22 protein-coding genes are annotated in these 19,185 nt (G+C 68.1%); 14 read left to right on the plus strand and 8 right to left on the minus strand.

The window, feature by feature from the left end:
• The first annotated feature begins 132 nt into the window (after positions 1 to 132).
• From BHQ18_RS21225 to BHQ18_RS21240, 4 genes are all read left to right on the plus strand, one after another.
• Entirely contained in the window at positions 133 to 900 is a 768-nt protein-coding gene (locus BHQ18_RS21225) for a response regulator transcription factor (protein WP_069415616.1), read from the plus strand.
• Positions 897 to 2,405: a sensor histidine kinase gene (locus BHQ18_RS21230; RefSeq protein WP_069415617.1), complete on the plus strand. Its 1,509-nt coding sequence runs from the start codon at positions 897 to 899 to the stop codon at positions 2,403 to 2,405. Before BHQ18_RS21225 ends, BHQ18_RS21230 begins: the two co-directional genes overlap by 4 nt.
• A 68-nt stretch (positions 2,406 to 2,473) precedes the next feature.
• Positions 2,474 to 3,472, plus strand: a complete 999-nt coding sequence (locus BHQ18_RS21235; protein WP_234794254.1) for a helix-turn-helix transcriptional regulator — start codon at positions 2,474 to 2,476, stop codon at positions 3,470 to 3,472.
• A gap of 35 nt (positions 3,473 to 3,507) precedes the next feature.
• On the plus strand, positions 3,508 to 3,867 hold the full coding sequence (locus BHQ18_RS21240; RefSeq protein ID WP_069415619.1) for a hypothetical protein: 360 nt from the start codon (positions 3,508 to 3,510) through the stop codon (positions 3,865 to 3,867).
• A gap of 12 nt (positions 3,868 to 3,879) precedes the next feature.
• On the opposite strand, the gene BHQ18_RS21245 is transcribed toward BHQ18_RS21240, so the two are convergent.
• The 4 genes from BHQ18_RS21245 to BHQ18_RS21260 are packed head-to-tail and all read right to left on the minus strand — an operon-like array spanning position 3,880 to position 8,437.
• Positions 3,880 to 5,739: a CheR family methyltransferase gene (locus BHQ18_RS21245; protein ID WP_069415620.1), complete on the minus strand. Its 1,860-nt coding sequence runs from the start codon at positions 5,737 to 5,739 to the stop codon at positions 3,880 to 3,882.
• Between the two features lie 27 nt (positions 5,740 to 5,766).
• A complete protein-coding gene (locus BHQ18_RS21250; protein WP_234794255.1) occupies positions 5,767 to 6,525 on the minus strand; it encodes an STAS domain-containing protein in 759 nt (252 codons plus the stop codon).
• The gene (locus BHQ18_RS21255) at positions 6,515 to 7,534 is read right to left on the minus strand and encodes a chemotaxis protein CheB (RefSeq protein WP_069415621.1); all 1,020 of its coding nucleotides are present in this window, start codon (positions 7,532 to 7,534) and stop codon (positions 6,515 to 6,517) included. The genes BHQ18_RS21250 and BHQ18_RS21255 overlap by 11 nt, the downstream gene beginning before the upstream one ends.
• Before the next feature lie 36 nt (positions 7,535 to 7,570).
• On the minus strand, positions 7,571 to 8,437 hold the full coding sequence (locus BHQ18_RS21260) for a TIGR03619 family F420-dependent LLM class oxidoreductase (protein WP_069415622.1): 867 nt from the start codon (positions 8,435 to 8,437) through the stop codon (positions 7,571 to 7,573).
• 83 nt (positions 8,438 to 8,520) lie between these two features.
• On the opposite strand from BHQ18_RS21260, the gene BHQ18_RS21265 reads away from it, so the two are divergent.
• Complete coding sequence (locus BHQ18_RS21265) at positions 8,521 to 8,769, plus strand: DUF4235 domain-containing protein (protein WP_234794256.1); 249 nt, start codon at positions 8,521 to 8,523, stop codon at positions 8,767 to 8,769.
• Positions 8,770 to 8,780: 11 nt separating this feature from the next.
• Here the strand turns inward: BHQ18_RS21265 and BHQ18_RS21270 are convergent, their stop codons facing one another.
• Both BHQ18_RS21270 and BHQ18_RS21275 read right to left on the minus strand, forming a co-directional pair.
• A complete protein-coding gene (locus BHQ18_RS21270) occupies positions 8,781 to 9,047 on the minus strand; it encodes a DUF4873 domain-containing protein (RefSeq protein ID WP_205866158.1) in 267 nt (88 codons plus the stop codon).
• Entirely contained in the window at positions 9,044 to 9,946 is a 903-nt protein-coding gene (locus tag BHQ18_RS21275; RefSeq protein WP_069415625.1) for an AurF N-oxygenase family protein, read from the minus strand. Before BHQ18_RS21275 ends, BHQ18_RS21270 begins: the two co-directional genes overlap by 4 nt.
• Positions 9,947 to 10,075: 129 nt before the next feature.
• Between BHQ18_RS21275 and BHQ18_RS21280 the strand changes: the two genes are divergently transcribed.
• From BHQ18_RS21280 to BHQ18_RS21300, 5 genes are all read left to right on the plus strand, one after another.
• Positions 10,076 to 11,128, plus strand: a complete 1,053-nt coding sequence (locus BHQ18_RS21280; protein WP_069415626.1) for a YihY/virulence factor BrkB family protein — start codon at positions 10,076 to 10,078, stop codon at positions 11,126 to 11,128.
• A gap of 13 nt (positions 11,129 to 11,141) precedes the next feature.
• Positions 11,142 to 11,885, plus strand: coding sequence for a precorrin-6A synthase (deacetylating) (cobF, locus tag BHQ18_RS21285; RefSeq protein ID WP_069415627.1), 744 nt, complete (start codon positions 11,142 to 11,144; stop codon positions 11,883 to 11,885).
• A gap of 5 nt (positions 11,886 to 11,890) precedes the next feature.
• Positions 11,891 to 12,286, plus strand: coding sequence for a phage holin family protein (locus BHQ18_RS21290; protein ID WP_069415628.1), 396 nt, complete (start codon positions 11,891 to 11,893; stop codon positions 12,284 to 12,286).
• Positions 12,287 to 12,302: 16 nt separating this feature from the next.
• Positions 12,303 to 13,166, plus strand: coding sequence for an Fpg/Nei family DNA glycosylase (locus BHQ18_RS21295; RefSeq protein WP_069415648.1), 864 nt, complete (start codon positions 12,303 to 12,305; stop codon positions 13,164 to 13,166).
• 84 nt (positions 13,167 to 13,250) lie between these two features.
• Positions 13,251 to 14,228 (plus strand): alpha/beta hydrolase, encoded by a 978-nt coding sequence (locus tag BHQ18_RS21300; RefSeq protein ID WP_069415629.1) that lies wholly within the window; start codon positions 13,251 to 13,253, stop codon positions 14,226 to 14,228.
• Here BHQ18_RS21300 and BHQ18_RS21305 read toward each other — a convergent pair.
• Both BHQ18_RS21305 and BHQ18_RS21310 read right to left on the minus strand, forming a co-directional pair.
• Complete coding sequence (locus BHQ18_RS21305; RefSeq protein WP_084294217.1) at positions 14,158 to 14,691, minus strand: TetR/AcrR family transcriptional regulator; 534 nt, start codon at positions 14,689 to 14,691, stop codon at positions 14,158 to 14,160. The genes BHQ18_RS21300 and BHQ18_RS21305 overlap by 71 nt on opposite strands.
• Positions 14,692 to 14,763: 72 nt before the next feature.
• Positions 14,764 to 15,330: a chorismate mutase gene (locus tag BHQ18_RS21310; RefSeq protein WP_069415631.1), complete on the minus strand. Its 567-nt coding sequence runs from the start codon at positions 15,328 to 15,330 to the stop codon at positions 14,764 to 14,766.
• 42 nt (positions 15,331 to 15,372) lie between these two features.
• On the opposite strand from BHQ18_RS21310, the gene BHQ18_RS21315 reads away from it, so the two are divergent.
• The 4 genes from BHQ18_RS21315 to BHQ18_RS30170 form a co-directional block, all read left to right on the plus strand.
• Complete coding sequence (locus BHQ18_RS21315; protein WP_069415632.1) at positions 15,373 to 16,122, plus strand: SDR family oxidoreductase; 750 nt, start codon at positions 15,373 to 15,375, stop codon at positions 16,120 to 16,122.
• Between the two features lie 60 nt (positions 16,123 to 16,182).
• Positions 16,183 to 17,172, plus strand: a complete 990-nt coding sequence (locus tag BHQ18_RS21320) for an NAD-dependent epimerase/dehydratase family protein (RefSeq protein WP_069415633.1) — start codon at positions 16,183 to 16,185, stop codon at positions 17,170 to 17,172.
• A gap of 68 nt (positions 17,173 to 17,240) precedes the next feature.
• A complete protein-coding gene (locus tag BHQ18_RS29255; protein ID WP_084294219.1) occupies positions 17,241 to 17,621 on the plus strand; it encodes a hypothetical protein in 381 nt (126 codons plus the stop codon).
• 192 nt (positions 17,622 to 17,813) lie between these two features.
• The coding region (locus tag BHQ18_RS30170; RefSeq protein ID WP_165614582.1) for a DUF222 domain-containing protein at positions 17,814 to 19,185 on the plus strand (1,372 nt) is incomplete at its 3' end.

The raw sequence follows: 19,185 nt of genomic DNA on the forward strand, positions 1-19,185 counted from the left end.
ACCGGGTAATCGCCGCGGGGTGAGAGTTGCAGCGCCGCCGGCGTAGGTTTTCCTGTCCGCGGGGTAAGGGCCGGCCTATGAAGTTTCTATGAGGACTCCGCGGGGTCGGCGGTCCGGCGCGACAATGGGTCGATGACCTCTGCACCGGTCAACGAACACGAACGCCGGCGCGCGATCCTGGGGCAGCTGCCCCGCATGTACCGCGCCGACGGCTCCCCGATCCGGGTGCTGCTCGTCGACGACGAACGCGCACTCACCAACCTGGTCCGGATGGCGCTGCAGTACGAGGGTTGGGAGATCGACGTGGCGCACAACGCCGCCGAAGCCGTCGACAAGTACCGCGCGAACGCCCCCGACGTCCTGGTGCTCGACATCATGCTGCCCGACATGGACGGGCTCGGCGTGCTGGCGCAGATCCGGGCCGACGACACCTACACCCCGACCCTGTTCCTCACCGCCCGCGACTCGGTGACCGACCGCGTGACCGGATTGACCGCCGGCGGCGACGACTACATGACCAAACCGTTCTCGCTCGAGGAGCTCGTCGCGCGGCTGCGGGGCCTGCTGCGCCGGTCGGCCTACATGACACCGGCCGACGACGAGTCCCTGGTGGTCGGTGATCTGGTGCTCGACGGCGCCAGCCGCGAGGTGACGCGCGCCGGGGTGCCGGTCGCGTTGACCTCCACCGAGTTCGAACTGCTGCGGTTGCTGATGCGCAATCCCCGTAAAGCCTTGACCCGAAAGGAGATTCTGCATCGCGTGTGGAACTACGACTTCGGCGGGCGCTCCAGCATCGTGGACCTGTACGTGTCGTATCTGCGCAAGAAGGTCGACGCGGGCCGGGACCCGATGATCCACACCGTGCGCGGTGTCGGCTACATGCTCAGGCCACCGGGATGAGGCGCGCCTGGCGCAGTTGGACGCTGAGACGCCAACTCGTGGTGGGTGTCTCGGCGGTGGTGATGCTGGCGTTGGTGACGTTCGGGACGATGTCGGTGCTGTCGCTGCGATCGTCGGTGCTCGGCATCCTGGATTCCCAACTCGCGGTCTCGGCCGACGGATTCAGCCAGTCGATGACGAAATACCGGACCACACCCGCGCCGAACGGTGAACTGCCGCCGCCGGACGCGATGAAGCCGTTGACGCACCTGATCGGGCAGGCGCCCGACAACGTCGTCGCCCTGATCCAAAACGGCCGGGTGGTCGACTCGGCGTTCTTCGTCGACGGCGACGCCGTGCCCGCGCCTCAGGAAGTGGTCGACGCTATCGGCCAGATGTCCTGGGCGGCAACAGAACCGAGCACCGTGAAGCTTGCGCCGCTGGGCTGGTACCGGATGGTCGGCCGGCCCGGCGACGGCAACGAGATCCTGGTCACCGGGGTGTCGCGGGCCCCGGCGTGGGACGCGATGATGCGTGAGACCGTGATCGTCGCGGTGATGACGGTGTTGGCGCTGGTGATCACCGCGCTCAGCACCGTGGCGATCGTCCGGTTCGCGCTGCGCCCGCTGCGCCGCGTGGCCGCCACCGCCGCGGAGGTCGCGACGCTGCCGCTGGACCGTGACCACCACGCGATCACGCCGCGGGTGCCCGTCGGCGACACCGACCCGCGCACCGAGGTCGGTCTCGTCGGCGACACGCTGAACCGACTGCTCGACCACGTCGAGAGGGCGTTGGCCGACGTCGCGGCCTCCGACCGGCGGATGCGGCAGTTCATCACCGACGCCAGCCACGAACTGCGCACCCCGCTGGCCGCGATCCACGGCTATGCCGAACTGACGCGACAGGACAGCTCGGTGCTGCCGGAGACGACGGAGTACTCGCTGGCACGCATCGAAGCCGAGACCCGGCGGATGAACGCACTGGTCGCCGACCTGCTGCTGCTGGCTCGCCTCGACGAGGGACAGGACCTCGACCGCACCGACGTCGACCTCGGCGACCTGGTCGTCGACGCGGTCAACGACGCCGCGGTGTCCGCGCCCGAGCACCGGTGGGTGGCCGACGTGCCCGACCGCGCGATCTGGGTCCGCGGCGATCGGACCCGGCTGCATCAGACCCTGGCGAACCTGCTGTCCAATGCGCGGGTGCACACGCCGGCGGGCACCACGGTGACCACCGCGCTGACCACCGCGGGCGCCGACGACGTCGAGTTGACCGTCACCGACGACGGGCCCGGCATCGACCCCGACCTGCTGCCGCATCTGTTCGAACGCTTTGTGCGCGCGGACAAGTCGCGGTCGCGGGAGGCCGGCAGCTTCGGTCTCGGACTGTCGATCGCGGCATCGATCATCGAGGCGCACGGCGGCACCATCCGGGCCGACTCCGTGCCGGGGCGCACGACGTTCACGATTACGCTCCAAACCGTCGTCAGGGCACCGGTTTCGGATTCGGTCTCTCATTTCGTTTGACGAACCCTGCGGAGGGGTAGGCTCAGCAAATTGGGGTTGATAGCCCGCAGCCACGCTCGCTCGATGGGGTGAAGCCGATCGTTACCACGCCGGGAATTCAGAGACTGGAGCGGTCGCATGTCGAAATCAGCGACCCGGCGGACGCCGACGAATTTCTCGAAGACACCTACGGGGTGTCGATGCGTTTCCGCCGCCGGTTGCCGTCGCGGCGGGAGGGCCCGGTGCTCGTCCACTCGCGCGCAATGGCGGGTGCGCTGGCCATCGACGTCGTCTCGATCGCGGGTCAGATGGATGTGCGCTCCGACCCGTTGAACAAGGTGACCGGTATCTGGGCCGAGCGCGGAGAGATCGACACGACGTGCGACGGCGCCCGAGCTCATGTGGCCGCCGGCGACATCGGGGTGCTGGCCCAGCCGCACCTGCCGTACAAGGCGCGTTTCGACGAGACCCGGATGACCGCGGTGCTGCTCGACCCACCGGTGGTGGCCGGGGTCGCCGCCGGCGTGCCGAGCAGCCACGCCCCGCTGCCGATCCGCTTCGCCAGCCTGGAACCGGTCGACGAGTGCTCGGCGCGGGCATACAAGAGCACGGTCAGCTACGTGCGCGATGCTCTGCTGTCCGACCCCGCGGTGGCCACACCGCTGGTCCTCGGCCACGCGGCCCGGCTCCTGGCCGCCGTGACGCTGTCGACCTTCCCGAACAGCGCGACGGCGAGCCCGTCACCGCACGACCGCACCGACCACCAGCCGGTTCTGCTGCGCCGGGCGATGGAGTTCATCGACGCCAACGCCACCAACGACATCGCGCTCGCCGACATCGCCGACGCGGTCCACGTCACCCCGCGGGCCGTTCAGTACATGTTCCGCCGTCACCTGGAAACGACGCCGCTGCAATATCTTCGACGTCTTCGGCTGCACTACGCGCATCAGGAACTGCTGGCCGCCGACCGGACAGAGGTCACGGTGACCGAGACCGCGGCGCGGTGGGGTTTCGCACATACGGGCCGCTTCGCGGTCCTGTACCGCCAGACGTACGGGCAGAGCCCGCACACCACGCTGCGCGGCTGACGGCGGCGAGCCGCCACTACGGAAGAAGTGATGACATGGCCGGAGGCGCATCGGATCCCCGTGCCCGCGGCGAACGCGCCCAACGCCGGGCCGACGAACTCCGAAAACGTATGCAGGAATTGACCGGCGGGCATCCGTCCACGGCGGGCTCGGCCGCGCAGTCCCAGATCCGGGCCGAACAGGCCGCGGACCGGGCTCGACTGGCCCACCACGCCGCCGCCGAACGGCACCACGCGGCAGGCGTCGCCCACCTCCGTGCCGCCGCCGCACATGAGCAGGCCGCGCTGCACGCCGACGACCGGGCGGCCGACACCCATCAGGATCTCGCCGAGAATCACCGGGAGGCGGCGCGCCGGCACGAGTCGGAAGCCCGCCACCAGGAGACGCTGGAGTGAAGCGCTGACGGCCTAGCCTTGTTCCTCCATCAACAGCAGAGCACCGTCAACAGTGCCCTCGGATGACCGGAAACCGGTGCAGGTCAACCGGAGTCGAATTGCCCTACCACGACGGTTGACCGCGTCGACGGCTGTGTCCGAGGTGACCTCCGGGTCGACGAACGCCTGACCGATCAGCGGCTTGAGGTCATCGGTGGGCAATCCGATGTCCAGACCGGTGATCACCGAACCCAGGGTCTCCTCGGCCCGCAGCCCCCACAGTTCCACGCAGCCGCGGTTCCACAGCACCACCCGCATCTCCCGGTCCACCACGATCATGCCGAACTGGACCGAGTTCACCAGCGAATCAAGGAAGCCGCGCACTTCGCCGAGTTCGACGCTGCGGTCCCGCAGCGCGTCGTTGATGGTGTGGAGTTCGTCGTTGGTGGACTGCAACTCCTCGTTCATCGTCTCGAGTTCTTCGTTGGTGGACTGCAGTTCCTCGTTGGTGGTCTCGAGTTCCTCGACGGTGGACTGCAGTTCCTCGTTGGTGGTCTCGAGTTCTTCGTTGGTGGACTGCAGTTCCTCGTAGGCCGCCTCGAGCTGGCTGTTGGTGTGCACCACCTTCTCGAGCAGCGTCCGGGTCGCAGTCACGTCGAAGAACACGATCGACACGCCGAGCAGTCCGTTGTCGGTGTCGACGAGCGGGTTGACGTGGATCTCGAACCACACCGGGTCGGCGCCCGCGCGCTGCCACTGCACATCCTGGACGCGCGCCGATCGACGCTCCACCTTGGCCTGCTCGACGTGGGCGCGCAGTTCCACCGGGCGGTAGGACACCTCGAGATCGCGCAGAAGCCGGCCGATGTCGCGCCCCGACAACCCGAACGTCAACTCGGCCTGCTGGTTGATCATCGCGACGGTGTCGTCGCCGGTGACCACGATCTGGGCGACGGGACCGGCGCGGAAGGCCAGTTCGCGGAGCGGGTCCAGACCGGGAAGATCACCCTGACGCTCGACCGCGGTGGCGGCGCCGTCATAACGCTCCATACCGTTGTTCGACCCCACGGCCTTGCGGAAGATCCGGTATTTCAGGTTCAGCGGTGTGAAACGGTCGCTGTGACTCAGCAGCATCTCGGCATGGCCCAAGAACAGCGTACCCCGCGGAGCAAGCGCAAAATGTAAGCGGCCCACAATATTTCGCTGGGTCTCGGCGTTGAGATACATCAACGTGTTGCGGCAGACCACGAGATCGGCCCGCGATATCGGCGCGTCCCTGACCAGATCGTTGCGCCCGAAGATCACCGCCCGCCGCAGGTCCTTGTGGAACATGTAACGACCGTTGACCTGTTCGAAGTAGGTGTTCAGTAGCTGCGGCGGCACCGACTCGACGGCGCGCTCGTCATACGAGGCGGCGCGCGCCTCGGTGAGCGCGTCTTCGTCGACGTCGGTCGCATAGATCTTCACCCGCTGCCGGAAGGCGTCCGGTCCCATCGCCTCCGCCAACAGCATCGCGATCGTGTACGCCTCCTGGCCTGATGCGCAACCGGCGCTCCACGCGCGGATCGGGTCGTTCGGCCCGCGCTCGGCGAGCATGGCCGGGATGACCTCGTCGCGGATGTGCTCCCACGCCGGCGGGTCGCGAAAGAAGCTGGTGACGTTGATCAGGATGGTGTTGAACAGCGCGACGAACTCGTCCGGGCCGGCCTGCAGGAAGTCGAGGTATTCCTCGTAGCTGTCAAACCCCGCGTGGCTCATCCGGTGCCGCACCCGGCGCACCAGCGATGTGCGTTTGTATCCGGTGAAGTCGAATCCTCGCGAGTCGCGCATGTAGGTCAGCAGCGCCTCGAACGCCTCTTCGGGTTGCTCGCTCAATCGCTGTCCGTCCGTCATGTGCTCGCGACGCCCTGACGATACCCACTACAGCGCGTTCTCCGGACCCAGGAGCGCCCACACCGCCTTGCCCGACGTGCTGGGCGTGTTGCCCCAGGCGCGGCACAGCGCCGCGATGATCCGCAGTCCGGACGGCTGCGCGCCGGCCGCGGCGCTTTCGCGCAGACCCGCCGGCCGCGGGTCGGCGTCGGTCACCGCGACGGTCACCGTCGGCTCCTTGAACTCGAGCAGCAGGGTCGGCGAACTCTGGGTGTGCACCAGGACGTTCTCCACCAGCGTGGTGGCCACCACCTTCGCGGTCGGAATGAGCTCGGGCGCGGACCACGCCGTGAGCGATTCCGCGACGAGGTCGCGGGCCCGCTGCAGGCTCGCCACCGTGCAGGGGAGTTCGGCGCGCACCCGCCAGCGCGCCGGCGGCGGGCAGCCGTCGGCCAGCGCGTCGAACGCGGCCCGCACGCTCGCGTACACCGGCACATACCGGGCGACGCCGTTACGGGCCAGCGCCGACCGGGCGGGCGAAGAATCGGCCACCAGCATGATCGGCACCTGCGGCCAGCGTTCCACGTACCAGGCCGCGCTGGTGAACACGGCCAGCGCCGACTCCGCCGAGACGCGCAGGCCCGCCAGATCGACGACGACACCACGGGGCTCGTCGAGCGCCGCTTTGATGATCGTGTCCCGCACGCTGCGGTAGGTGTCGCTGTCGAGCACACCGCAGGGCCGCAGCACCGTTACGTCGTCGACGGCCTGCGAGGCCACCTCCATCCGGCTGCGGTCACGTGCCACGGAGCTCACCTACGGCCGGTGTCTTCGACAGCTGTTCACCGAGCACAGTGGCCGCGTGATCCGCCTCGTCGGCGGCGTCGATGTACCGCTGCTGCATCCCGCCCGGACCGACCGTGTCGGCCAGCCTGCGCGACATCTTGGCCTTCTCCCGCAGACTGCGCAGCGCGATCCACAACGCACCCTCGATCTCGCTGTCACGCGCCTTGAGCAGTGAGTCGGCCGTCCAGGCGTGCCCGACGTGGCAGCGGTAACTCTTCGAGTCGACCTCGATCAGCGATCCGTTGCAGTCCGGGCAGATGTAACCGGAGTGCGGGCCCAACGCCTCGGAGTCGAACGTCGTCGAGAACCGGCGGCCCATGGCGATCCGGTTCTCCAGTTCCATGGTGTTGTCGGGTTCCATGTCCCCCACCTCGTTCCGTTGTCCGAGCAGTTCCGCCAACACCGGGCCGATCGCGCCGGCGTCGGCCTGGCGGTCGGCCACGCCGGCGTCGATCGCGTTCAGCGGCATCGCCGAGAACAGCGCGTCGTCGGGATTCTGGACGATGGTGCTGCCGCCGCGGGAGCGGATGGCCGCGGCGCCCAGCACGCCGTCATCGAGGACGCCGGACAGCAGTACGCCGATCGCGTTCGGGCCGAAACTCAGCGCGACCGAACGGAACAGCGCGTTGATGGCGGGGCGGTAGCCGTTCTCGGTGGGCCCCTGCGAGAGCACGAGGTGACTGTCATGGGCCATCAGATGCCGGTCGGGCAGACAGACGTAGATGTGTCCCGGCATGATCGGCGCCCCGTCGACGGCTGCCTCCGCGCGCAGGGGCCCGCCTCGGTCGAGGATCCTGGCCAGCACACTGGGCGCGTTGGGCGGCATGTGCAGCACGACGAGCACGGCGTAGGGCAGGTCGGCGGGCAGACCGGCCGCCATCCGGGTGAGCGCTTCGACGCCGCCGGCGGACGCGCCGACCGCAACTAGTCTTCGTGGCCGTTGCGGTTGTGCCGATTGCGGGTTCGCCATTGGGCGATGGGTACCCGATGCGGGCTCCGGTAACCCTCAGACCTTGGCGATCACGTGTTCGGCGAACTTCTCGAGATGCCGGATCTTGACGTCGAGGGGTTCGGTGTCGGGCCCGTTGATGTACGGGATGCGGAAGCCGACGATCGCGTCGGTGACACCCTGGTCTTCGAGCCGTTTGATGCCGTCGGCGGTGTAGGCGTCGGCGGAGATGACGTGGATCTCGAACGGTCCGGTGCGGTCCTCCTCGTCGCGGAACCGCTTGAGCCGCTTGATCAGATGGTCGAGTTCCTCGGGCTCGCCCCCGCCGTGCATCCAGCCGTCGTTGCGGGCGGCGCGGCGGAGCGCGGCGTCGGCGTGGCCGCCGATCAGGATCGGGACCGGCTCCGTCGGCGCTGGGGTCATCTTGGTCTTCGGGATGTCGTAGAACTCGCCGTGGAACTCGAAATAGTCGCCGGTGGTCAGGCCGCGGATGATGTCGATGCACTCGTCCATCCGTTTGCCCCGTTTGGCGAACGGCACGCCGACCAACTCGTAGTCCTCGGGCCACGGGCTGGTTCCCACGCCAAGCCCGAGGCGGTTGCCGAACAGCGCGGCCAGCGACCCGGCCTGCTTGGCGACCAGCGCGGGGTGCCGGATCGGCAGCTTGAGCACGAAGAAGTTGAACCGCAGGGTCGTGGTCACCGCGCTGAGCGCCGCGGCGAGGACGAACGCCTCGACGAACGCCTTGCCGTCGAGGAATTCGCGGTTGCCGTCGGGGGTGTAGGGATACTTCGAGTCGGACTCGAACGGGTAGGCGACGCTGTCGGCGATGGTCATCGCGTGATAACCAGCGGCCTCCGCGGCCTGCGCCAGCGGGATGTAGTAGGAGGGGTCGGTCATGGCTTCGGCATAGGTGAACCGCACGACGCAATACTAGAACGTGTTTCAGTTCGGGGTTTAGGTATTGACACATCGGGAATTTGGACGCTGTGAGTGCTGCCAAAGCTATGTACAAGCCCCTTGCGACGGTCAGCAGCGTCATGGGCGGGATCATCGCCGGCAAGATCTTCACCGAGATCTGGCAACGGATGCACCCGGATGACGAGGAGCCGGACCCGAAGGACCTCAGCCGGTCGACGCAGGAGGTGTTCATCGCCGCCGCGATTCAGGGGCTGCTCATCGGGGTGGTTCGCGCGGCACTGGCCCGTGGTCAGGCGAAGGGCTTTCACGCCCTGACCAACGAGAACCCCGAGTAGTCGAGCGACAGCTAGAGCTCGTACGGCGGAGCGCCGACACCGACGACGCTGTGCGAACCCCACGGCGTCACCTCGGTCAGCTGGCCGTCGGCGCTGCGGTCACCGATGGAGATGTGCACCGATTGGGGCATGCGGACATCGGTGGGCAGGTCGAAAACCATTCCCCGCCAGTGGTATCGACCGTCGATCGGGTTGAGGTGACCGGTCAGCCGGACCCGCACCGCATGGTCGACGTCGTGCAACCGCGCGGCGGCCGGGCCGTCGTACACGACGGTCATCCGGGCAGGAACCCGCTTCGGCGCCACATCCGGCGCGCGATCGGACCGAGCAGTCCCACCTCGTCGAGAAACGCTGCCAGCGGGGCGAATCCGTCGACCTGAGTCTGGATCCGGTGCGGGCTGCGCCGGGCCATGCGCCGGGCCTGCCTGGCGTCGAGGCCCACTCGGTGGTACTGCACCTTGTTGGTGAACAGGAACCGGAAGAAGTAACCGCCGAGCCCGTTGATGTTGGACAGCACGAACTTCGGCAGCGGCCGCATGTTCGGCACCCGCCTGCGCAGGCCGTCGCGGGCGAACTGGATGTGCCTGGCCTCCTCGGCCACGTGAATGCGCATGAGCCGCTGCACGATCGGCTGCAATTCGTCGTCGTCCATCATCTTGCGCTGCAGCGAATCGAAGATCTCCTCGCCGATCAGCGCGGCCACCCACAGCGCGGCGCCCTGGAAGGCGAACGGCAGCGAGTTGATGATGACCCGCTGATACCACTTCGGCCGCACCGGCTTCGCGCCGATCCGGTCGATCGCCTTTCCGAACATCACCATGTGGCGGGTCTCGTCGCCCAGCTCGGTCAGCTCGTAGTGCGTCGCGGCGGCCGTCGGGTCCTGATGCATCATCTTGCGCAGCAGCGCCTGGTTGAGGATGTTCTCGAACCAGATGCCAGCCGACAGCGTGTTGGCCAGTTCCTCGCGGGACAGCGCGATCTGCTGCTCGCGGGTCATCGCGTCCCACAGCGGGGTGCCGTACAGCGACACGACCTTCGGTGGCAGGAAGAACTTGTCGGGGTCCAGCGGCGCCGCCCAGTCGATGTCGACGACGGGTGCGTAGGACTTCTTCACCGAGCCTCTGAGCAGTCGTTCGGAGGACTGGCTGCGGGTCGGGCTCGACGCTGGGCTGGTCATCGTTGACGGCCCCTTTCGGTGACGGTCCCCTCACGGTAAGCAGCGGTCGTCATCCAGTCAATACCTGCGGTACCGCATACTTGCGGTATCGGGCCGTTTCGCGAGGTCGCGCCGGGGTAATGGCTGGGCATGCAGACCGACCAGGCCGACCGGGCAGAGCAGACGCCGGACCCCGACGACCCGCGCAAACCGGATTCACCGACCGACCTGACCCGGCCGTCGCTGCTCTACGCGATGCGCAAGGCGGTCAGCGAGTTCCAGCGCGACGAGTGCACCGACCTGGCGGCGGCGCTGACCTACTACGCGGTGCTGTCGATCTTCCCCGCACTCGTGGTCGTGGTGTCGCTGCTCGGCGTGTTCGGCCAGGGCCGGCGCACAGTCGACGCGCTGCTGGACATCGCCGACGACGTGGCACCGGCGTCCGCGCTCGACACGCTGCGCCCGACGATCGAGCAACTGGTCGCCTCGCCGTCGGCCGGGTTCGCGCTCGTCGTCGGCGTCGTCGGCGCACTGTGGTCGGCCTCGGGCTACGTCGGGGCCTTCGGGCGCGCGATGAACCGGATCTACGAGATCGATGAGGGCCGGCCGGTGTGGAAACTGCGCCCGGTGCAGCTGCTGCTGACCCTGGCCGGTCTGGTGATGGCGGCCGCCGTGGTGTTCATGCTGGCCATCAGCGGTCCCGTGGCGCAGGCCATCGGCGACGCGGTCGGGCTCGGGGACACGGCGGTCGCCGTCTGGAACGTCGCGCGGTGGCCGCTGATCCTGCTGTGCGTCGTGCTCGCGGTGGCGATCCTGTACTACGTCACCCCCAACGTCGAGCAGCCGAAGTTCCGGTGGATCAGCGGCGGCGCGGCGCTGGCGATCGTGGTCTGGCTGCTGGCGTCGCTGCTGTTCGGTCTCTACGTCGCGAACTTCAGCAGCTACAACAAGACCTACGGCGCGCTGGCGGGCGTCATCGTGTTCCTGCTGTGGCTGTGGATCACCAACCTGGCGCTGCTGTTCGGCGCCGAGGTGGACGCCGAGGTCGAGCGCAGCAGGCAACTGCAGGCCGGCATGGCCGCCGAACACGAACTGCAGCTGCCGCCGAAGGACACCCACAATCTGGACAAGGAGAAGGCGGCCGAGGAGAAGGACGTCAAGCGGGCTCGGCGGCTGCGCTTTTCGCGGGGGCGCAAACACTAGGCATACTCCGGGGGTGACCCGTCGAATTCACGTCATCGGCATCGGGGCGGGCGACCCGGACCAGGTGACCGCACAGGCGGTGGCCGCGCTCAACGACACCCAGGTGTTCTTCGCGATGGACAAGGGCGCCGCCAAAGACGACCTGGTGGCGTTGCGACGGCACATCTGCGAGCGCTTCATCCGCGAACCCGGCTACCGGTTCGTCGAACTGCCCGACCCGCCGCGCGCCAGAAACGGCGATTACCGGCAGGCCGTCGCCGACTGGCATGCCGCGCGGGCGCGGGTGTGGGCGGACGCGATCACGACGGAACTCGGGCCCGACGGCGTCGGCGCGTTCCTGGCGTGGGGGGACCCGTCGCTGTACGACAGCACACTGCGCATCCTCGACACCGTCGCCGCCCACGTCGACATCGACTACGACGTCATCCCGGGCGTCACCGCGATCCAGACGCTCACCGCCCGACATCGCATCCCGCTCAACGACGTCGGCGAACCCGTGCTGATCACCACCGGCAGGCAGCTGCGCGAGCACGGCTTGACCGGCAGCGCGGTGGTGATGCTCGACGGCGACTGCGCGTTCCAGACCTGCCCGCCCGACACCCGGATCTGGTGGGGCGCCTACCTCGGCACACCCGACGAGTTGCTGATGGCCGGCACGGTCGGTGCCGTCGGCGAGGAGATCGTCCGGGTCCGCGCCGACGCCCGCGCCCGCCACGGCTGGATCATGGACACCTACCTGCTGCGTTCGGCAGACTGACCCGCATGGGTGGTTTCCTGCTGCGGGCCGCTGTGACCGGTGTCGCGCTGTGGGTGGTGACGCTCATCGTGCCCGGCATCGACTTCGTCGGCGCCGACTCTCGACTGCAGGAAGTCGGCATCATCTTCGTCGTCGCGGTGATTTTCGGACTGGTCAACGCGGTCGTCAAACCGATCGTGCAGATCATCTCGATCCCGCTCTACATCCTGACGCTCGGCTTGATCCACATCGTCATCAACGCGTTGATGCTGTGGATCACGTCGTGGATCACCGATCACACCACGCACTGGGGGCTGTCGATCGACAACTTCTGGTGGACCGCGATCTGGGCGGCGATCGTGCTGTCGATCGTGAGCTGGGCGCTGTCGCTGGTCGTCGGTGGTGTCGGGCAGCGGGGCTGACCGGCACACTGGAACCATGCCCGAACTGCCCGAAGTCGAAGCCCTCGCCGATCACCTGCGACGTCACGCCGTCGGCCTGACCGTCGGGCGCATCGACGTGTCGGCGTTCTCGGTGCTCAAGACCTTCGACCCGCCCATCTCGGTCCTGCACGGCCAGGCCGTCACCGGCGCCGACCGGTGGGGCAAGTACCTCGGTCTGCAGGTCGACGGGCTGCACCTGATCACGCACCTGTCGCGGGCGGGCTGGCTGCGATGGTCGGACAGACTGGCCGCCGCCCCGCTCAAACCGGGCAAAGGCCCGATCGCGCTGCGCGTACACCTGGGCACACCCGGCGAGGCGCCCGGCTTCGACCTCACCGAGGCCGGCACCCAGAAGCGGCTCGCCGTGTGGCTCGTCGACGACCCGACCAAGGTCCCCGGCATCGCCACCCTCGGCCCCGACGCCCTGTCGCTCGGCCCCGAGGATCTGGCCGCGGTGTTGTCCGGACACTCGGGACGCATCAAGACCGTCATCACCGACCAGAAGATCATCGCCGGGATCGGCAACGCCTACAGCGACGAGATCCTGCACGTCGCCCGGCTTTCCCCGTTCGCGACCGCGGGCAAGCTCACCGACGCCCAGTTGGCGGCGCTGCACGACGCGATGATCGCCGTGCTCGGCGACGCGGTGAAGCGTTCGGTCGGCCAGCAGGCGGCGACGCTCAAGGGCGAGAAGCGCTCCGGGCTGCGCGTACACGCCAGGACCGGGCTGCCGTGCCCGGTATGCGGGGACACCGTTCGCGAGGTCTCGTTCGCGGACAAGTCATTTCAGTACTGTCCCACCTGTCAGACCGGCGGCAAGATCCTCGCCGACCGGCGGATGTCTCGGCTGCTCAAGTAAATGTGAGCAACCGCCCGTTTCCGCAGGCCGTGCGTCCTCCGGATGCGAGTTGTCACACCCGCGCCGGCGACGGACGCTCGGGGTATGGAATACGCGCGATACGCCGCATTTGTACCGGCCCACCACCGTCCGTCACCGCCGATCGACCCCGTCTCCACCTGGTGGTCCTGGCGCGGTAGGCGAGTCCACATCGCCCGCGCCGCAGTCCCCGATGCGCCGGTGCGGCTGCTGGTCGTGCACGGCGCCGGCGGCTACTCGGGCGCCCTGTGGCCGATCGCGGCAGCCGTGGCGCGCGAGGGCATCGAGGTGCTGTCGCCGGACATGCCGCTCTACGGCGACACCGTCGAACCCGATCCGCGGTCGGTGCGCTACCCCGACTGGCTCGACCTGCTGAGCGACCTCGTGGTCGCCGAACGGGCCGCCGACCCGCGCCCGCTGGTGTTGTTCGGCGCCAGCATGGGCGGAATGATGGCGTATGAGGCGGCCGCCCGCACCGGCGAGGTCGCGCACGTCGTCGCCACCTGCCTGCTCGATCCGGCGGTGCCCGCCGCTCGCAGTGCGGCAGCGCGTATTTCGGCCATCGGACCGGTGGCGCCCGTGTTGATGCGGGCTGTCGATAGCGTGCTGGGGCGGGTGCGGGTCCCGATCCGCTGGCTGGTCGACATGAACAACATGAGCCACGACGCGGAGTTGACCCGGCTGTGCGCCGAGGACCCCAAGGGCGGCGGCGTCCGGGTGCCGGTGGGTTTCCTCGCCAGTTGGCTCAACCACGCCCACACCGCACCCGAGTCGTTCACCGCCGCGCCGGTCACGCTGACACATCCCGGCGCCGACCGGTGGACCCCTCCGCAACTCAGCATCGACTTCCTGCGCCGCATAGCCGGTCCGACAAGGCTTGTCATGCTGGACAACTGCGGGCACTTTCCCGTCGAAGAGCCGGGGCTGACCCAGCTCGCCGCCGCACTGCGCGACGTCCGCGATGACGTGATCGCTAGGACGGCGGCGCCAACCGATCGACCAGCGTCATCAGCTGGTCCACGTCCATCTCCTGACCGGTCATGACGCGGTGCAGGTGGGTGTCGACCGCGTGAACCACTGTCCGCGCGGTTGATTCGGCGTCGTCGCCGTCGCGCCCGCAGCGCGCCAGGTGCCAGGCCACCTCGCTGCTCATGTCGTCCTCGAACGACTCCATCGCGGCGATATCACCGGCCGTGCGCGGGCCGAGCCGGTGCATCAACCGGTGCAGGCCGGGACGGTCCTGATGCAGTGCGACGACGGCGTCGAGCAGCGCGCGCATCGTCTCCTCGAACGGCGGCTCCTCCTCGCGCAGCCTCTTGAACACCGCCTCGATGCGGGTCCGCGCCACGTTGACGTGCCGCTCCGCCAGCGCGTGGATCAGCGCGTGCTTGTTCGGGAAGTACTGGTACAGGCTGCCGATCGAGACGCCCGCCCGTTCGGCGATACGGTTGGTGGTCGCGGCGAGGCCCTCCCGGTTGAACACCTGGGCAGCGGCTTCGAGCAACACCTCAACGGTGTCGCGCGATCGTGACTGGCGGGGTCGCTTTCTCGGCTCGTCGATACGCCGAGTGTACGTCGATCACCCTCGCGGACAGTAGGACCGCGTGGCCGATGCCAGCGCCTGACGGTACAGCGGGTCGAACCGGCGGGCGTCACCGACGGCCTGGGTCGCGGATGCAACAGCGGCGGTGCACTCGGGGCTGTGCAGCGAGTTCCACTGCGCAGCAATCTCGTCCACCATCTTCGTGTTCAGGCGGTCGATCTCTGCGCGTGACTGAGACAGGTCTGGAGCGGTCACCGGCGCGGAGGCTGGATCGAACTTCCACTGACCGAAGCGGGTGTACTCGATGCCCTCGGTCGCGTCGATCTGGTTGCGGAAGATGTCCCGAACGTAGTCCCGGTCGATGCCGTGGGCGTCGGCCGCGGCGGCGACGGAATCGAGGACCTGCTCGGCGCGCGGCTTGTCGGTCAGCGGCCCGCCGGTGATCCACTTGGCGGCCGCGATCGGATCGGCGGTCTCGAGTCGCTGCGCGGCAGCGTCCACCAGCGGGTACAACGGGCTCGCGGGTTGCGCCACCGCCGTCGCCTGGGGGAGCGCGACGAACAGGCTGACCACGATGAGTACGGCTGTCCGCAGGATGCGCATCCGCCCATTCTGACTCGCCGCGCCTTGGCCTAGCCTGTCAGGGTGAATCGGCAGAAGATCTTGATCACCGGCGCGAGCTCAGGCCTGGGCGCGGGCATGGCACGGGCGTTCGCCGCCAAGGGACGCGACCTCGCGCTGTGCGCGCGCCGCATCGACCGGCTCGAAGAGCTCAGGGCCGAACTTGCCGACCGTCATCCCGGAATCACCGTCGCGGTCGCCGCGCTCGACGTCAACGATCACGAGCAGGTGCCCAAGGTGTTCGCCGAACTGTCCGACGAACTGGGCGGGATCGACCGCATCATCGTCAACGCCGGCGTCGGCAAGGGCGCCCCGCTCGGATCCGGGAAGCTGTGGGCGAACAAAGCCACCATAGAAACCAATCTCGTTGCGGCGCTTGTTCAGATCGAAACCGCGCTGGAGATGTTCAAGGCCGCGGGCAGCGGGCACCTGGTGTTGGTGTCGTCGGTGCTGGGTAACAAGGGCGTGCCGGGCGTGAAGGCGGCCTACGCCGCGAGCAAGGCGGGTGTGACGTCGCTGGGAGAGTCGCTGCGGGCCGAGTACGCGCGCGGGCCCATCAAGGTGACCGTCCTCGAACCCGGCTACATCGAATCCGAGATGACAGCGAAGTCCGCATCGACGATGTTGATGGTGGACACCGCAACCGGGGTCAAAGCGATGGTCGACGCCATGGAACGCGAGCGTGGACGCGCGGCGGTGCCGTGGTGGCCCTGGGCGCCGCTGGTTCAGGTGATGCGGGTGTTGCCTCCGCGACTGACGAAGGCCTTCGCCTGACCGGCGTGTAAGCGGGTGAGATAGCGGGTAGGCGCAGCGCTGGATTCGAGGAGGCTTTCGATGAAGGTGCTGTTGACCGGCGGGACCGGTTTCGTCGGCGCATGGACGGCAAAGGCGGTGGCCGACGCGGGCCACCAGGTGCGGTTCCTGGTGCGCGATCCGGCGCGGTTGCAGACCAGTGCCGCGCAGATCGGAGTGGACACCGGCGACTACGCTGTCGGCGACATCGCCGACTCCGAGTCCACAGCCGCGGCGATGGACGGTTGTGATGCGGTAATCCATTCGGCGGCAATGGTATCCATGGATCCACGGCAGGCCGGTGCCATGCTGCGGACCAACCTCGACGGCGCGCACAACGTGCTGGGAGTGGCCGCCGACCGCGGCCTCGACCCGATCGTGCATGTTTCGAGCTTCACGGCCTTGTTCCGTGCCGGTTGTCGTGTGCTTCACGCCGATCTGCCCGTTGCCGGCGGGACGGACGGCTACGGCAAGTCGAAAGCGGCGGTGGAGGAGTACGCGCGCGAACTACAGGATGCGGGCGCGCCAGTCGCGATCACCTATCCGGGGATGGTGCTGGGCCCGCCTGCGGGAAATCAGTTCGGCGAAGCGGCAGAGGGTGTTCAAGCGGCCGTCCAGATGCGCGGGGTGCCCGGGCGCGGCGCGGCATGGACCGTGGTCGACGTGCGAGATCTCGCCGCGCTACACACGGCTTTGCTCGAGCCGGGCAAAGGCCCGCGTCGATATATGGCCGGCGGCAAGCGAGTTCCGCTCGCCGAGCTGGCAACGATGATCGGGCGCGCAGCCGGACAGACACTTCGGGTGTATCCGGTGCCAGATGTGTTCCTACGCAACGTCGGACGCGTCGTCGATGTGGTGGGTCCGTATCTGCCGTTCGACGCGCCGGTCACCGGTGCGGCAATGCAGTACTACACCCAGATGCCCTCATGTGATGACTCGCCGAGCGAAACCGAACTCGGGATCAGCTATCGCGATCCGCAGGAAACGCTGGCGGACACCGTTTCCGGGCTGCGTCAGGTCGGCCGGCTGTGATCATGGCGACAAGCTGCGCGGGAAATTTCGAGGTTTGGTTAGACAGGCGAGGTGGTAGCCCTAAGGACATGAACGTGAAACTGACGAAGATGACGCCCCTGTTGTTCGCGGGCGCCGCGGCAGCCGCGATTGCCGCAGCGCCGATCGCCGGTGCCCAGCCGCCGCCCCCGCCGCCGTGTTTGAACGCCGACGGCACTCCCTGTGCGGGTATCGGCAATATCGAAGCCGGCCCCGGCGGCGGTGCCGAAGTCAACGTCCCCGGCGGCCCGCAGGGCACCGCTGATGGTGGCGGCGCCGCAGGTGTAATCCCCGGTGGCCCAGCCGGTTCGGCCGGTCCCGGTGGCGCGAGCGGCTCGCTCGCTCCGAACGGACCCGGCGGCACCGCCGGTCCCGATGGTGCTGCCGGATGCCTGCCGAACGTCGGCTGCATAAATATTCCGGTTGGCTGAGGTCTGATCACCCACTGAATCAACGCGCGCGGCGCACGCTCCGATATGGAGTGTGCGCCGCGCGTGCTTTTTTGCTTTCTCTCAAATAGCTTCTGTCACTTTGGTTTCTGGGGCCACATTTGGGGGTGCGGTGTCGGTGGGCGGGTTTAGTGTCGGGTTGTGGGTATCGAACGTATGTACGAAGCGCTTGCGGTGGTGCGCCGCGAGCTCGACGTGCTGCGTTCGGAGCCCCTTGATGGGGCGTCGACGGCGGAGTTGTTGGCGTTGACTGCTGATTTTGAGTCGGTGCTGCGGTCGTCGGCGGTGGTGGGGCATCGGGTGGTGGCGCAGTTGGGGCGCGCGCCGGTCGGCGAGTTGGGTGAGTCGTCGGTAAGTCGGGCGTTGCAGACGTTGCTCAATATTTCCAAGGGGGAGGCCAATCGGCGGGTGGGTGAGGCCCATGATTTGGCGCCGCGGTTGGCGATGACCGGTGAGGTGCTGGCCCCGGTGATGCCCAATGTGGCCGCGGGGGTGGCTGCGGGGCGGATCGGTTCTGAGCAGGTGGCGATTCTGCGGAAGTTCTTCAACAAGCAGATTCCGGCGTCGGTGGGTTTTGATGTGCGTGAGGCCGCCGAGGCGCATCTGGCGCAGGAGGCGGCCCGGTTGGGGCCGGCGGGGTTGGAGAAGACCGTCGAGCACATGGTCAGTGTGCTGCAGGAGCATTTCGAGTTTCGTGAGCATGAGCGTCGCCGCAAGACCGGGGTGTGGTTCGGTCCGCAGGATCGCGATGGGATCAGCAAGATTCACGGGGCGGTGGATGCTCCGACGCGGGGGTGGATTGAGGCGGTGTGGGCCAGCTACGGCGCCCCGGGCAAGAACATGCCCGACGCCGAGTCTGAGCCCGAGCCCCAGCCCGAGCCCCAGCCCGAACCCGAGCCCGACTTCGGCCCGGAGCCTGACGTCGGTCCCGGCCCCGAGTTTGACTACGACGCTGAGCTCGATCCGTGGAATGACTTCGATCCTGGATTCGATGACGCCGAGCCGGAGCCCGAAGCAGATCCCGACCCCGGGTTCGAGCTCGACTTCGATGCCGGGCCCGAGGCCGCGCCGGAGCCGGAGCCTGTCGCCGCCGAGGTCGAGCCTGCGGTTCCGGAAGTGTTGATCCGCGATACCCGCACGCGGGCGCAGCGTAATCATGATGCGTTGGCGGCGATGTGTCGGGATCTGTTGGCCGCGCGCAGCGGTCGTACCCATAACGGGTTTCCGGTCACGATGGTGATCACCGCGACGTTGCAGGACCTGGAGAAAGCGGCCGGGTTCGGGGTGACCGCCGGTGGGACGGTGGTGGCGATCCCCGATGTGATCGCCATGGCCGCGAAGACCCAGCATTATCTGGCGATCTTCGACAAACACACCAACGAACCGCTCTACCTCGGCCGCGCCAAACGCTGCGCCAGTACGGCGCAGCGGTTGATGTTGTTCGCTGCCGAGCGGGGCTGCACCCGCCCCGGGTGCAGCGCCCCGGCCTATGAGACCCAGGTCCATCACGCGGTCGCCGACTGGGCCGATGATGGGCACACCAACA

The sequence above is a fragment of the Mycolicibacterium flavescens genome, assembly GCF_001722335.1.
Taxonomy (GTDB): Bacteria; Actinomycetota; Actinomycetes; order Mycobacteriales; family Mycobacteriaceae; genus Mycobacterium; species Mycobacterium flavescens.

Coding starts and splice junctions, on each gene's coding strand:
- BHQ18_RS21245 (WP_069415620.1), bottom strand. CDS start 5,739: ATGACGGACGGACAGCGATTGAGCGAGCAACCCGAAGAGGCGTTCGAG.
- BHQ18_RS21255 (WP_069415621.1), bottom strand. CDS start 7,534: ATGGCGAACCCGCAATCGGCACAACCGCAACGGCCACGAAGACTAGTT.
- BHQ18_RS21280 (WP_069415626.1), top strand. CDS start 10,076: ATGCAGACCGACCAGGCCGACCGGGCAGAGCAGACGCCGGACCCCGAC.
- BHQ18_RS29255 (WP_084294219.1), top strand. CDS start 17,241: ATGAACGTGAAACTGACGAAGATGACGCCCCTGTTGTTCGCGGGCGCC.
- BHQ18_RS21310 (WP_069415631.1), bottom strand. CDS start 15,330: ATGCGCATCCTGCGGACAGCCGTACTCATCGTGGTCAGCCTGTTCGTC.
- BHQ18_RS21290 (WP_069415628.1), top strand. CDS start 11,891: ATGGGTGGTTTCCTGCTGCGGGCCGCTGTGACCGGTGTCGCGCTGTGG.
- BHQ18_RS21320 (WP_069415633.1), top strand. CDS start 16,183: ATGAAGGTGCTGTTGACCGGCGGGACCGGTTTCGTCGGCGCATGGACG.
- BHQ18_RS21270 (WP_205866158.1), bottom strand. CDS start 9,047: ATGACCGTCGTGTACGACGGCCCGGCCGCCGCGCGGTTGCACGACGTC.
- BHQ18_RS21265 (WP_234794256.1), top strand. CDS start 8,521: ATGTACAAGCCCCTTGCGACGGTCAGCAGCGTCATGGGCGGGATCATC.
- BHQ18_RS21225 (WP_069415616.1), top strand. CDS start 133: ATGACCTCTGCACCGGTCAACGAACACGAACGCCGGCGCGCGATCCTG.
- BHQ18_RS21230 (WP_069415617.1), top strand. CDS start 897: ATGAGGCGCGCCTGGCGCAGTTGGACGCTGAGACGCCAACTCGTGGTG.
- BHQ18_RS21295 (WP_069415648.1), top strand. CDS start 12,303: ATGCCCGAACTGCCCGAAGTCGAAGCCCTCGCCGATCACCTGCGACGT.
- BHQ18_RS21275 (WP_069415625.1), bottom strand. CDS start 9,946: ATGACCAGCCCAGCGTCGAGCCCGACCCGCAGCCAGTCCTCCGAACGA.
- BHQ18_RS21300 (WP_069415629.1), top strand. CDS start 13,251: ATGGAATACGCGCGATACGCCGCATTTGTACCGGCCCACCACCGTCCG.
- BHQ18_RS21240 (WP_069415619.1), top strand. CDS start 3,508: ATGGCCGGAGGCGCATCGGATCCCCGTGCCCGCGGCGAACGCGCCCAA.